The sequence below is a fragment of the Pseudoalteromonas sp. S8-8 genome, assembly GCF_000497875.1.
In the GTDB taxonomy this organism is placed as follows: Bacteria; Pseudomonadota; Gammaproteobacteria; order Enterobacterales; family Alteromonadaceae; genus Pseudoalteromonas; species Pseudoalteromonas arctica.
In genome coordinates, this window is record NZ_AUTR01000025.1 from 16,970 (window position 1) to 31,543 (window position 14,574).

Below are 14,574 nucleotides of genomic sequence, written 5' to 3' on the forward strand. Positions count from 1 at the left end.
TATACCCTTGGTTTTACTAGAAATGGTCTGACCAATTTAACACTTAGTAAATGTGCAATTATTTAAACGTTATATAACAGCGCTAATTAATTTCATCTTGTTTACATTCAAGTAGGAAGGCTATTAGTTTTCTACAGAATAGATTTAATCTATCATGCCCTTTCAGTGTTTTTTGTTTTGTTTATTTTTAATAAAATCATATGGTTAAAATTATATGCGTGTAATGTATGTTAATGTTAGGCTACATTGAAATTGTTGAATACGTATGCATAAAGTTGTTAATAAAATAAATCTGGCGTTAATATTCATCCTGACAACAAAATTAGCTCGCCTTGTTTAACTATCACTTAAACATTGAACGCGGGTATCACAATATGGGTAACGGGAAAACATTATGTCTATGTTCAAACCAAGTATATTAACTTTAGCATTAACAGCTGCAGGCTTATCAAGCTTTGCTACACAGGCTGCTCAAGAAGATACAATAAAAAAAGATGATGTAGAAGTTATCGAAGTTAAAGGCTTTCGTGGCAGTGTTGTAGAATCAATCAACACAAAACGTTTTTCTACACAGGTTGTAGAATCTATTTCTGCAGAAGATATAGGTAAGCTGCCAGACTCTTCAATTGCTGAATCGATTGCGCGTTTACCCGGTTTAACCGCACAGCGCTTAGACGGCCGAGCAAGTCGTGTCTCTATTCGTGGTTTTGGCGAGAATGAAAGTGGCACAACGTTTAACGGTCGTGAGCAGGTATCGATTGGTGATAACCGTGGTGTAGAGTTTGACCTTTATCCATCAGAAATAATGAGCGGTGTAACCGTTTATAAAACGCCAAATGCAAGTATTGATGCTGAAGGTATTGCCGGTGTTATTAATATGCAAACCGTGCGCCCTTTAAGTAAAGGCGAACGTGTTGTGCAAGTAAATGGGCAGTATGAGCAAACCAGCTTTGGTAAATTAAATCCAGACGGTAATGATGACGGTTACCGAGGCACTATTTCATACATTGACCAGTTTGCTGACGATACAATTGGTGTTGCCTTTGCTTTAAATACAATGAGTTCACCAAATCAAGAAAAACGTTGGAACTCATGGGGCTACCCAGAATTCACTGAAAATGGTAACGATTATTCAATTTTAGGTGGTGCTAAACCTTACGTGCGTTCATCAACGCTTGAGCGTGATTCTGCAATGCTTGTTTTAGAAGCGGCGCCTACTGACAAATTAAACATGACGTTTGATGCGTTATATGTAGATTTTACAGATGAAAAAATTCTACGCGGTATTGAAGTTCCATTTGCATGGGGACAAGGCAGTATTGATGCAAATAGTGTTGTAGTTGATGAAGCATCTGGCTTTATAACAAGTGCAGTAACACAAGGCCAACGTGTAGTAGTTCGAAACGATTATGAAGAACGCGAAGCCGAACTTACAGCTTTTGGTTTTAATACTAAATACGATATTGACGATTCGTGGTCAGTAGAGTTTGATGCAAGTTATTCACAAGTAGACCGTAAAATCTGGAGTGTTGAGAGCTACTCAGGCACTGGCCGTGGCGATGCTCGCGGTGTTGCAGATAACTTGGGTTACACATTTAATGGTGGTAACACTGGGGCTACTTTTTCACATGATTTAGATTATAGCGATTATGGTTTAATACAGTTAGGTGGCCCGCTATCGTGGGGTGCAAGCTCTGCACTTAACGATAAATATGGTTTAACTGGTACTGAGTATGAAAACCAAGCGCAAGATGGTTTTATTAATGCACCGACCATTGAAGATGAGCTATCAACATTAAAAATAGCGGCTTCAAAGGTATTAGAAAACGAGTACATAAGCTCTATTGAATTTGGTATGTCTTACAAAGAACGTGAGAAAACAAAAGATTCAGAAGGTTACTTTATGACGTTATCTAGCTTTTCGCTTGATAACCCAGGCATGCTTAATGTGCCAGAACAGTACCGAAACGGAAGTGTTGATTTAGGCTTTATAGGCATGGGCGATATGATTGCTTATGACGTAAATGGCTTAGTTAACGACGGTTATTACGACTTACTGGCAGAGAGCTTAACAAATACAAGTCATGCAACTAAATCGTGGACTGTAAAAGAAGAAATTACTTCTGCATTTATTCAAGCAAATATTAATGCTGAAGTAAGCGGTCTTGCATTAACGGGTAATGTGGGCGTGCGTTATGTACAAACTGATCAATCATCACAAGGTAATGCATTTAGTACTGTTGATGGTGTGGTTGTTACATCACCTACAAACATAAGTCATGATTACTCGCACGTATTACCTAGCTTAAACCTGTCACTTGCGATTGATGAGCAACAAACGATACGTTTTGGTGTTGCTAAAACAATTTCTCGTGCACGCTTAGACGAAATGAATTCATCAGTTAATGCTTCATATAATCAAACACCTGATGAAAATGGTAACTACTGGTCTGTATCGGGTGGTAACCCAAATTTAGAACCTAAAGAAGCAACCGGCTACGATTTTACTTACGAGAATTACTTTAGCGATGAAGGTTACTTCTCTGCTGCGTTTTTCTATAAAGACTTAACCCAGTGGATTTTTGACGGCACGTACGCAATTGATATGTCAGGCGTAGCTGACCCTTCAACAGGTGAAGTTCCTGCAACATCATCAGGTACAGGCAGCGGTAAAATAAATGGCGGCGGTGGCGATTTATATGGTTACGAGCTTTCACTAGCGTTACCATTTAAAATATTCCACCCATCTCTTGAAGGTTTTGGTTTAATTGCCAGCCATACTGGTATTGAGTCTGATATTGAAGATCAAAACGGTAACGATTACGAGCTACCAGGTCTTTCGGATAAAATTCAAAGCTTAACAGTTTACTACGAAATGCATGGTATGCAATTACGTACCAGTATGCGCAAACGCAGTGCCTTTAAAGGCGATGTATATGGTTTAGGTTTTAACACTGAACAAGTTGATATTTTAGGTGAAACTATTTGGGATGTTCAAGCAGGTTATGACTTCTCTGAGGCCGGTATTGAAAGCCTTGAAGGTTTATCTGTCCAGTTTCAAGTACAAAACTTAACTGAAGAACCGTTTACGTCACTTTCTGGCGATAATGCTCTACAAGTACGTGACTACCAAGATTACGGTCGTACTTACTTGTTAGGCTTTAGTTACAAGCTATAATAAAAGTTGTGTGTAGAAGCCCTTGTGATTTGTTTTACAAGGGCTTTTTTATAGCTAGTTTATCAAACACTGATTAATACCAATTCGCTTAATTAAGTTTATTGAGCGCTGTATTAAAGTGTGGGCAATAATATGAAACCAATAAAACATGTCGTAATTGCAGGCGGTGGTACCGCAGGGTGGATAACAGCAGCACTGCTTAATAAAGTGTTAGGTAAAGTAATTAATATCACACTAATAGAATCATCAGCTATTGGTACGGTAGGAGTGGGTGAAGCAACGATACCGCCCATTATTCAACTTAATAACGCGCTGGGTATAAACGAGCAAGATTTTATTAATGCCACTAATGCTTCAATAAAATTAGGTATAGAGTTCGAAAACTGGAAAACGCCAGGGCATAGCTACATGCATGCGTTTGGCTCGTTAGGTAAAGATTTTCCCTTTTGCGATTTTTATAACTTTTGGTTAAAAGGTCAAATTACGGGCTACGAAGACGACTTATGGGATTTTTCACTCAATTACCAAGCGGCTAAACAGCATAAATTTGCACCCCTCAATACAATTCCTAATACCCAACTACCTGGGCTGAGTTACGCATATCATTTTGATGCGACGCTTTACGCTGAATACTTAAAAAAGTTGGCTATATCGCGCGGTGTTAAACACATAGATGCAAAAATAAGCCATGTTGAACAATGCGATACAGGCAATGTTAAAAGCCTAGCACTGGATAACGACAGTCAAATTAGTGGGGATTTATTTATAGATTGCACCGGGCTGCGTGCACTATTAATTGAACAAACACTAAATACAGGGTTTATTGATTGGTCTCATTACTTACCATGCGATAGTGCAGTAGCCGTACAAACAAAAAGTACTCATGAGCTTAAGCCCTATACGCGATCTATTGCACATAGTGCTGGTTGGCAATGGCAAATACCACTGCAAAATCGTATTGGTAATGGCCTTGTTTATTGCAGTAGATACTTGTCAGATGATGATGCTAAGCAGTTACTGCTAAAAAGCTTACCCGCTGAGCCAATTACAGAGCCCCGTATTATAAAATTCAAAACAGGTCGGCGTTTAAAGCAATGGCATAAAAATGTGGTGTCGGTTGGCCTCTCAAGTGGTTTTTTAGAGCCGCTAGAGTCAACCAGTATTCATTTAATTCAAACTGCGGTTACGCGTTTAATTAAGCTATTTCCACACAACGGTATTAGCGATGCGTTAGTAACGGAGTTTAATAAACAAAGCGTTATTGAATTAGAGCACATACGTGATTTTATTATTTTGCATTATAAACTCACCGAGCGAGAAGACTCCCCGTTTTGGCGTCAATGCATGCAAATGGATATACCAAATTCCCTTACCCATAAACTGAATTTATTTAAACACACAGGCAAAGTAATACGTGAAGATGATGAACTATTCGCCGAAGTTGCTTGGCAGCAAGTCATGATAGGGCAAGGGCTTATCCCTGATGACTATAACAGTATTGTTGATTCACTAAGTGATGACCAACTGAGCGATTTATTCTCTACTTTAAAAACGTTGATCAGCTCAACTGTAACGCAGTTACCAACTCACCAGAATTTTTTAGCCAGCATTAAAAAGGTATAACAATGCGATTTTTAAACACACTTTTACTAGTAAGCGTATGTAGCTTACCAAGCTTTAGTTATGCACTTAATGTAGAGCCTGCCAATTGGTGGGTCGGCATGAATAAAAATAACATTACAGTACTCGTGCATGAGCAAAATATAGCTAACGAAGAATTTAAATTAGATAAGTATAAAGGGGTTGAACTTAATAACGTAACACGTACCGACAACCCTAATTATGCTTTCCTACATTTAAATATTAGCGATAACGCCAAAGCAGGAACGCTCAAGTTTAACAGCACTAATACAGCGCATAGCTTTGAGTTTCCTTTATTTACCCGAGATAAAAATAGCGCGCAACGCCAAGGTTTCACAAGTGCAGATGCTTTATATTTAATTAACCCAGATCGCTTTGTAAATGGCGACTCCACAAATGACACCGTTAAAAGCATGCTAGAAGCTGCAAATCCAGGCTTTAAAGGCGGGCGACATGGAGGGGATATTCAAGGTGTTATTAACGCATTACCGTATTTAAATAATTTAGGTGTAACACAGCTTTGGCTTACTCCAGTGCTTGAAAACAACATGCCAGATTACTCTTATCATGGTTACGCGATTACAGACTTTTACAACGTTGATCCGCGAATGGGATCGAATAACCTATACAAAACGTTATCAATAAAGGCTAAAGAGCAGGGCATTGGGCTTGTTATGGATATGGTGCTTAATCACTTTGGTGCTGAGCACCCGTGGATGAAGGATAAACCAACTCAAGATTGGATTAACTTTAATGGGCAGTTTGAAAATGGCAAAAATGCCACAAGCCATGCGCGCCAAACAATTCAAGATCCACACGCAAGTAACTACGATAAACGCCAGTTTAGCGATGGTTGGTTTGTCGCTAGCATGCCCGATTTAAACCAGCGCCAACCATTATTAAATGAGTATTTAATTCAAAATGCAATTTGGTGGATTGAATACGCAGATTTAAGCGGTATTCGTGTAGATACCTATTCTTATTCAGACAAAGCATTTTTAAGTGATTGGACCAAGGCCATTATGGATGAATACCCACACTTTAATATTGTTGGCGAAGAGTGGACTTCAAACCCTGCAATAGCGTCGTATTGGCAGCGCGGTAAAGTAAATCAAGATGGGTATGTGTCAAGCTTACCCAGTGTGATGGACTTTTCGTTGCAAGAGGCGGTAATTCGAGCTTTAAATGAAGACGAGGGTTGGAGCACAGGCTGGGTTAAAGTATATCAGTCATTAGCTAACGATTTTTTATACCCAGACACCAATAACATTATGGTGTTTGCTGATAACCACGATATGAGCCGTGTATATACGGAGCTTGGGCAAGACTTAGCTAAAACTAAAATGGCGATGACTTTGTTTTTAACAACGCGCGGCATTGCTCAAATATATTATGGAACCGAAATATTATTGGATAATACGCCGAGTAAAGATCATGGTGATATACGCATTGATTTTCCTGGTGGGTTCAAAAATCAAAACGCTAATGCGTTTACTGGAGTCGGGTTAAGTAAAGATCAGCGCGATATGCACGAAACTATAAGCACGCTACTTAACTTTAGAAAGCAAAGCCCGGCGCTTGCAAAGGGTAAGCTCGTTCATTTCAGTCCGAACAATGGTGTTTATAGTTATGCTCGCGTTAGTGATACGCAAACAGTATTAGTTTTTATGAATAAAAACAAAGTAACACAAAAGCATAATCTTGATTACATGCAAGAAGTTATACCAAAAAATGCCAATGCGCAGGCATTATTCACACAACACACTTTTAAACTAACTAACAGTATTAACTTAGAGCCAATGACTGCTACGGTATTAGTGATTAATACGCCGTGAATGTTTAAGTGAATACGTATGCAGCAACTGTATGCTTGCTGCAGATATCTTTAGTATAAAGCTATAACACTACTGACAAAAAGACACACAATGAAAAAATCAGTTTATGTACCCGCATTACTGTGTAGCGCACTTATAACAAGTGCGTGCTCAGACAATAATGAAACCGAACAACAGCAAGCCCCTAAACAGGCACAAAATGAGTTAACAAAGCCTGTTGTATACCAAGTATTTACACGCTTATTTGGTAACACACAGACCGCGAATGTGCCCTGGGGTACAAAAGAGCAAAATGGCGTAGGTAAATTTGCCGACTTTAACGATGCTGCACTTAAAGGTATTAAAGAATTGGGTACGACCCATGTTTGGTATACCGGTGTTTTACATCATGCGCTAGTGGGCGATTATACCGAGTATGGGATTACGCAAGACGACCCTGATGTAGTTAAAGGCCGTGCAGGTTCACCTTATGCAATAAAAGATTACTACGACGTAAACCCAGATTTAGCCATAAATGTGACCAATAGAATGGGTGAGTTTAGTGATCTGATTGAGCGTACTCATGAGCATGGCATGAAAGTGGTTATAGATATTGTACCTAACCATGTGGCTCGTAATTATAAATCAGTAGCAAAACCCAAAGGAATAAAAGACTTTGGTGAACAAGACGACACCAGCAAAGAGTACGATAAAAATAATAACTTTTATTATGTCCCGGGTCAGTCTTTTCAGGTTCCAACATCACAAAGCTATACAGTTTTAGGGGGTAATACTCACCCTTTAGCTGACGGTTTTTTTGATGAAACGCCAGCAAAATGGACGGGGAATGGTGCGCGTGCACCCAAGCCAGATATTAACGATTGGTACGAAACCGTAAGAGTGAATTATGGCGTTAAGCCTGATGGCAGCTATGACTTTCCTGTATTACCTAAAGAGCTAGAAAACCAAGATTATCGCGCCCATTATGCGTTTTGGCAAAATAAGGAACTGCCTAATAGCTGGTATAAATTTAGAGATATCACTCTTTACTGGCTTGATAAAGGCGTTGATGGTTTTAGGTACGATATGGCCGAAATGGTGCCGGTTGAATTTTGGAGCTTTTTAAATTCATCAATAAAAATGCAAAAGCCCGATGCGTTTTTATTGGCTGAAGTTTACAACCCACAAATGTACAGAGCGTATATTCAGCAAGGAAAAATGGATTACTTGTATGACAAAGTCGGCTTTTACGACACATTAAAAGCCATTATGCAGGGTAAGCAAGCTGCTAATACTATTTTTGCAGCCCAAAGCCAAGTGGCTGATATTGAAGCGCACATGCTGCACTTTTTAGAAAATCACGACGAACAACGCATTGCTAGCCCTGATTTTGCAGGTGATGCACGCTGGGGGAAACCAGCAATGGTAGTTTCTAGCTTAATGAGTCGGGCACCTACTTTATTATATTTTGCCCAAGATGTGGGGGAGGACGGATCTGAAAACGCAGGTTTTGGTACATCTACCCGCACCAGTATTTTTGACTACATTGGTGTACCAGCGCATCAAGCATGGATGAACAACGGCAAATTCGACGGGGCTAACTTATCGAGCGAGCAAGCATCACTTCGTGATTATTATAAAGCAATAATGGCTCTTAATAGTTTGCCCGCTGTTGTAGGTGGAACCATGTCAGAGCTTTCACTTAGCAATAGCGAACGCGTTGTTGGTTTTGTACGCACGCTGGGACAGCAATCTGTTTATGTTTTTAGTAATTTTAGTGAGGAGCCACAAACGGTATTAATTAATTTAACACCAGAGCAAGCAAATACCTTTGAGCGAAATAGACCGCTACACGACTTACTTGAACAAAACACGGTAAAGATCATCACTGACAAAGAAGTTACAAAGCTTATGCTTTCGCTAGATGCATTTAGTAGCGCAGTTTTAACTAATAAGGCTAATCATGAATAATCAAAATAATAATTATGACAGCAACAAACCAAATCTAAGTTTTTGGCAAATATGGAATATGTGCTTTGGCTTTTTAGGTATTCAATTTGGTTTTGCACTACAAAACGGCAATGTGAGCCGTATTTTTCAAACCCTAGGCGCACAAGTTGATGATATTCCTATTTTATGGGTTGCAGCACCGCTAACGGGCTTAATAGTGCAACCAATAATTGGTTATTGGAGTGATAAGACATGGGGGCGTTTTGGTCGTCGTCGTCCATTCTTTTTCATAGGGGCGGTACTTACTACTATCTCACTCTTTATCATGCCGCATTCACCAACCCTTTGGATTGCTGCAGGTATGTTATGGATTATGGATGCCTCAATCAATGTCACTATGGAACCTTTTAGAGCACTTGTAGGCGATAACCTGCCAGAAAAACAACGCGCTACGGGCTATGGCTTGCAAAGCTTTTTTATTGGTATTGGTGCAGTATTAGCCTCAGCGCTACCATGGATGATGACCAATTGGTTTGATGTTAGTAACACCGCTGCGCCAGGGCAAATCCCTGAATCTGTTAAATATTCATTTTATTGGGGTGGGGTCGTATTGCTAGTCGCAGTTCTTTGGACAGTTATGCGAACCAAAGAATATAGCCCTGAGCAATTAGCTGCTTTTGAAAACCACACTGCCAAACCGACTAACACCGCATTAGTAGATATCAACTTCAATAAAGGTGCCATTATTTTTGTGGTGCTAGGTTTAGCAACCCTTGCATTAGTAATGGGTTTATCGCTTGAAAAAGAGTTATACCTACTTGCTGGTGGCTTACTAGCGTTTGGTATTGTGCAGTGGATAGCAAGCGCATTAAAGGCTGCTAACAAAATACAAGGCGGTTTTTACCAAGTAGTACAAGATGTATTTACCATGCCAGAGGCAATGAAGCAGCTTGCTTGGGTGCAGTTTTTTAGCTGGTTTACGTTGTTTGCTATGTGGATATACACCACAGCCGCAGTAACAAGCTTTCATTACGGCAGCAGTGATGCAACAAGTAAAGCCTTTAACGATGGGGCTGATTGGGTCGGTATTTTATTTGCAGCTTACAATGGCTTTGCGGCTATTGCCGCTATGTGTATTCCATTCTTAGTTAAAAAGATGGGCTTAAAAGGCGCACATTGCTTTAACTTATTACTAGGCGCATTGGGCCTTGCGAGCTTTATGTTTATAACAGATCCAAAAATGCTTCTTATCCCAATGATAGGCGTTGGCTTTGCATGGGCTTCTATTTTATCGCTTCCTTATGCAATGTTAAGTAATGCACTACCGAGTAATAAAATGGGTGTGTATATGGGTATTTTTAACTTCTTTATTGTTATACCGCAATTGCTTGCTGCTAGTATTTTAGGGCTTATTTTACGCCACGTATTTTCTAACCAGCCTATTTACGCATTATTAATTGGTGCTGCATCATTCGTTGTTGCTGCGATTGCTGTAATGCGCGTTAAAAATTCAAACTAAGGGTCACACAATGAAAAAATATAACCTTATTACTACCGCTCTTTTAACTTTGGGCTTAACAGCCTGTGGTGCACAAAATACGAATAACGAAAATATTGACGCTACAGTTTCAGCAGCTCCTGGCGCACCAGGTGTTGAACCATTTTGGGCTTACGCGGGTAAAACCGGAATTGGTACTTCTTTTGAGCAATACCAAAACGGCCAATATAATAACAACGCTGCGACAGGTGAAGTATCAAAAGTATGGTTTTCAATTGCTAAAGGTATGATCACCGAAACTATGTTTGGACTCATTCACCAAGCTCAAATTAAAGATATGCAGTTTGTAGTAACCGGTAAAGATTTTACAGTCACTGAAGCTGACGACTTAGACGTTACAATTGATTACTTACATAAAGACGATAAAGGCAGACCACTATCGCTTGCTTACAAAGTAACTAGTACAGATAAGAAAGGGCGTTTTACCCTCGAAAAACACATATTCACCGACCCTGACGGACAAACATTGTTTGTACGCAGTATCTTTAATACATCACTTAAAGGCGTGAAAGCGTATGTTGCTGTTAACCCTTATATAAACAATAACGGCTTAGGTGATTTTGCAAAAACCACTGAGCAAGGCTTAGTTGCCTGGGAAGACGATAACTTTTTAACGTTGCAATCATCTACGCCATTCAAAATGCAAAGTGTAGGCTTTACAGGTGTGAGCGATGGCATCACCTCACTTAAAAAACAACACACACTAAGCAAACAATATTCAAACACTGGCGATAAGGCAGGTAACGTCACTCTGCTGGCAGAGCTTGGTAATATCGATAGTAATACCACATTTGATTTAGCACTAAGCTTTGGTAAAACCCAGCAGCAAAGCCATCAACAAGGTGCACAGAGCTTATCTAAAGGTTATCAAAATGTGCTTGATGCCTACAACGGTAAAGGTGAAGCGCTAGGCTGGGAAGATTATTTACAAAGCCTTGAGCCATTAAATACAATGGTTAAGCAAACAGCCGATGACGGTAAGCTACTTTACACCAGTGCAATGGTACTAAAAGCGCAAGAGGACAAAACTAATGCGGGTGCGCTCATCGCCTCACTTTCTAATCCTTGGGGTGAAACTGTTTCAGCCAAAGAGGGTTCGACTGGTTACAAAGCGGTATGGGTTCGTGATTTTTATCAAGTAGCGATGGCATTTATGGCCTTAGGCGATACAGCGACTGCAAAAACGGCCTTCGAATACCTTGAAAAAGTACAAGTTACTAGCAAAACCCCGGGTAACAATGGTGATACAGGATGGTTTTTACAAAAAACACATGTTGATGGTGAACTTGAATGGGTAGGGGTACAGCTAGATCAAACGGCTATGCCAATTATGCTCGCGTGGAAGTTACATCAAGCAAACGTACTAAGTGATAACGAACTTAAAGATTGGTACGCACGCATGCTAAAACCGGCAGCTGACTTTTTAGTTGATGGCGGAAGAGCTAAAATTTTATGGAACGACATGCAAATCACTCCACCTGCAACACAGCAAGAGCGCTGGGAAGAACAAAGTGGTTATTCTCCCTCTACAACGGCTGCCGTTGTTGCTGGCCTTATAACAGCCAGTGACATAGCAACACTCAGTGGTGATACTCAAAATGCAGATCGCTATTTAGCAACGGCTAAAAAGTACAACAGTAATATAGAATCGCAAATGTTTACCACCGAAGGTAATTTAAAAGGTGATAGCACCGATGGCGAGTATTTTATTCGTATAGGTCAAGACACCGATGCTAACTCTAATACTAAAATTAACGCCAACAATGGCCGTGAAGGTTTTAACAAAAAGCAGGTTTTAGACGGTGGTTTTTTAGAATTAGTCCGCTATGGAGTAAGAAGTGCCAACGATTCAAGTATAGTTAAAACCCTGCCTGAGTATGACGACGAAACGCTTGAAGATAACTTACAAGTTAAATACAGCTTTAACTTTACCGATGGTAGCGGCACATTTGCAGGCTATCGCCGTTATGGCAACGACGGTTACGGCGAAGATGAAACCACAGGTACTAATTACGCCGAAAGCGGGAGCAACACGCCAGGCCAACGTGGTCGTGTATGGCCATTTTTTACAGGCGAACGCGGACACTATGAAATAGCGGCCGCAAACGCAAATAATACGCTAGATGATGCAAAACAAGCGGACATTAAAAATAGTTACGTAAAAGGCTTAGAGCAGTTTGCTAATAGCGGAATGATGCTACCTGAGCAAGTATGGGATGGCGTTGGCGTAAATAAAGCAGGTTATGAATTAGGCGAGGGCACAAACTCAGCAACACCTCTAGCTTGGACACACGCAGAATACATTAAGCTTGTACGCTCACTCAGTGATAAACAAGTTTGGGACTATTATCCGGTGGTTGCTGAATCGCTTAAAGACTAATATAAAAATATGCTGTAGTTATTAAAAAAGGCTTCTAAATAAATTTAGAAGCCTTTTTGTTATGTACTCACTTAATATTAAGACAAAAGAATGCTCTTCAAATAAAATGAATGTCACTTTTTAGTTACATTATTTGAGGCCACACTTATTATCAAACCATGATAACAACTCGGTATAAAATTCTTTTTTATGATCGTAGAAAAGCGTATCAGAAAAGTGATCGGCATCTTCAAGCTCAATATATTTAAAGTCTTTTTTGTACTTTTCAAGCTCAGATACGAAGTCTCTACTGTGTTTTACTGGAACACGACTGTCGATATCGCCATGTACAACCAGTATAGGAATATTTACTTTATTTACTTGCTCTACAGGAGAGACACCAGAAATAGTAGGGCGTTGTAAGATACTTAAAAAGCGATTTTCGTTAAGAGTTGCATTGATACGACTTAAATCACTTACACCCGCACCGGCAACAACACATTTATATATGTTGTTTTCACGCATAGATGCAGCAAATGCAGCATAACCGCCATAACTCCAACCAAATAAAGCAAGCTTATCTTTTGTTGCTAAGCCTTTATCTATTAAATATTGTGCCGCGTCGTCTAAATCATCTTGTTTTTTTAAGCCCCAGTTATTATCACCTGCCACCCAATGCTCCAGACCGTAACCAGTAGAACCACGATAGTTTGGTTGAATAACGACGTAACCATGATAGGCGAGTAACTGCGCCCAGTCATCAAATACAACAGAGTCACGCACCCAAGGACCACCGTGAGGGAGTACTATCGCAGGGTAAGGACCTTTAGTAGCAGGGATGGTTACATACGCTTTTATTTTGCGTCCATCTCTTGCTTTATAAGAGATATATTTAACGGATCCTAATTTACTTTTATCAATAAACGGAAGTCGATCACCAATTTTAGTCAGCTTCTGTTTATTAGTAACAATGTAATAGCTGCCAGGATTATCGTCAGCAGATACTCTTACTACTAATACGTTATCGTTATCAGAACTACTAATGATTTGTACAAATTTATCTTTAAATAAAGAAGCAACAGATTCGTTAAGTGCTTGAAGGTTTGGGTCTGTGAAATAAAACTTAGGCTGCTTGGTTGTATAGCGAAAGCCTTGTAAAGTACCGTCGGTATCAAGTATAACACCGTCTGTATCTACAGATTTAAGACCAAATTGACGTTCAGAATACTGACCTGTTTTAATGTTGTAAATATAAATGCCAGTCGTATTTTCGCCTAAGTTGGCGTTAACATAAACTTCGTTAGGATTACCTTTTGCAAATCCTAATATCTCAAAGTTTTCACGCTTTTTAGGACTAACTTGCTTAATTACTTTCCAATCATCATTGCCTTTATCTCGGGCATAATAATCGATTGCGTTATCAGACTTATTCCAACCTTGGGCTATTCTTATTTCACCATCGTAGTCAGAAACAAACGAGCCTGATACTTTTTCATTTCCGCGCATTACAGTAACGCTTCGTCCAGTGTTAATATTAAATCTCACTACATCTGGAATGTAGTTATTGTTAATATCAACTTCTACGAGTACTTCATCTTTTTTGTCTGGAAGTATATTTATTATATTAAATTGAACATTTCGCTTTTTCTTAAATGGTAATAACCAGTCGCCTTCACCATCTGCATCAGTTATTGCAAACTTATTAACCCAGTATTTGCGACTTCCGTCTTCTAGTATTTGTCTAAACATAACGCCAAGTTTTTCATCGTTTAACCACACGATGGAAGATATCAGCATTTTATCAGCGCCCAACCTTACGGGGTCTGCTTCTAGGTTATTTGGATCTCTTATCTCAATTATATAGTCACCATTTTTGGTAGTCGCTCTTAAAATAGCAAGCTTCTTACCATCAGGTGATGCTACAACACTACGGATAGCAGATGACATTGAGAAAGCATCGATACTGCTCACTTGTGTCGCATCTTCAGTTTCGCTATTAGCGAAAGAAGATAGGCTTAGTAAGGTAAATCCTACTAGCATTCTTTTTTTAAGTTTCATTTTTTATTCCCTCAAA

At 39.5% G+C, this 14,574-nt stretch carries 7 protein-coding genes; 6 read left to right on the plus strand and 1 reads right to left on the minus strand.

The genetic code is table 11. The features are described from left to right. Window positions 1-394: 394 nt before the first annotated feature. The 6 genes from L659_RS0107355 to L659_RS0107380 all read left to right on the plus strand — a co-directional run bounded on the left by L659_RS0107355 (window position 395) and on the right by L659_RS0107380 (window position 12,521). Window positions 395-3,178: a TonB-dependent receptor gene (locus L659_RS0107355; RefSeq protein ID WP_024590099.1), complete on the plus strand. Its 2,784-nt coding sequence runs from the start codon at window positions 395-397 to the stop codon at window positions 3,176-3,178. A 132-nt stretch (window positions 3,179-3,310) separates the two neighbouring features. Next, window positions 3,311-4,801 (plus strand): tryptophan halogenase family protein, encoded by a 1,491-nt coding sequence (locus L659_RS0107360; RefSeq protein ID WP_024590100.1) that lies wholly within the window; start codon window positions 3,311-3,313, stop codon window positions 4,799-4,801. A 2-nt stretch (window positions 4,802-4,803) separates the two neighbouring features. Then, window positions 4,804-6,654, plus strand: coding sequence for a glycoside hydrolase family 13 protein (locus L659_RS0107365; RefSeq protein ID WP_024590101.1), 1,851 nt, complete (start codon window positions 4,804-4,806; stop codon window positions 6,652-6,654). A 90-nt stretch (window positions 6,655-6,744) separates the two neighbouring features. Beyond that, the gene (locus L659_RS0107370) at window positions 6,745-8,604 is read left to right on the plus strand and encodes an alpha-amylase family glycosyl hydrolase (protein ID WP_024590102.1); all 1,860 of its coding nucleotides are present in this window, start codon (window positions 6,745-6,747) and stop codon (window positions 8,602-8,604) included. Beyond that, window positions 8,597-10,102 (plus strand): MFS transporter, encoded by a 1,506-nt coding sequence (locus L659_RS0107375; RefSeq protein ID WP_010555040.1) that lies wholly within the window; start codon window positions 8,597-8,599, stop codon window positions 10,100-10,102. The genes L659_RS0107370 and L659_RS0107375 overlap by 8 nt, the downstream gene beginning before the upstream one ends. A gap of 10 nt (window positions 10,103-10,112) precedes the next feature. Beyond that, the gene (locus L659_RS0107380) at window positions 10,113-12,521 is read left to right on the plus strand and encodes a glucan 1,4-alpha-glucosidase (protein WP_024590103.1); all 2,409 of its coding nucleotides are present in this window, start codon (window positions 10,113-10,115) and stop codon (window positions 12,519-12,521) included. 129 nt (window positions 12,522-12,650) lie between these two features. On the opposite strand, the gene L659_RS0107385 is transcribed toward L659_RS0107380, so the two are convergent. Continuing rightward, window positions 12,651-14,558: an alpha/beta hydrolase family protein gene (locus L659_RS0107385; protein WP_024590104.1), complete on the minus strand. Its 1,908-nt coding sequence runs from the start codon at window positions 14,556-14,558 to the stop codon at window positions 12,651-12,653. Window positions 14,559-14,574: the final 16 nt, after the last annotated feature.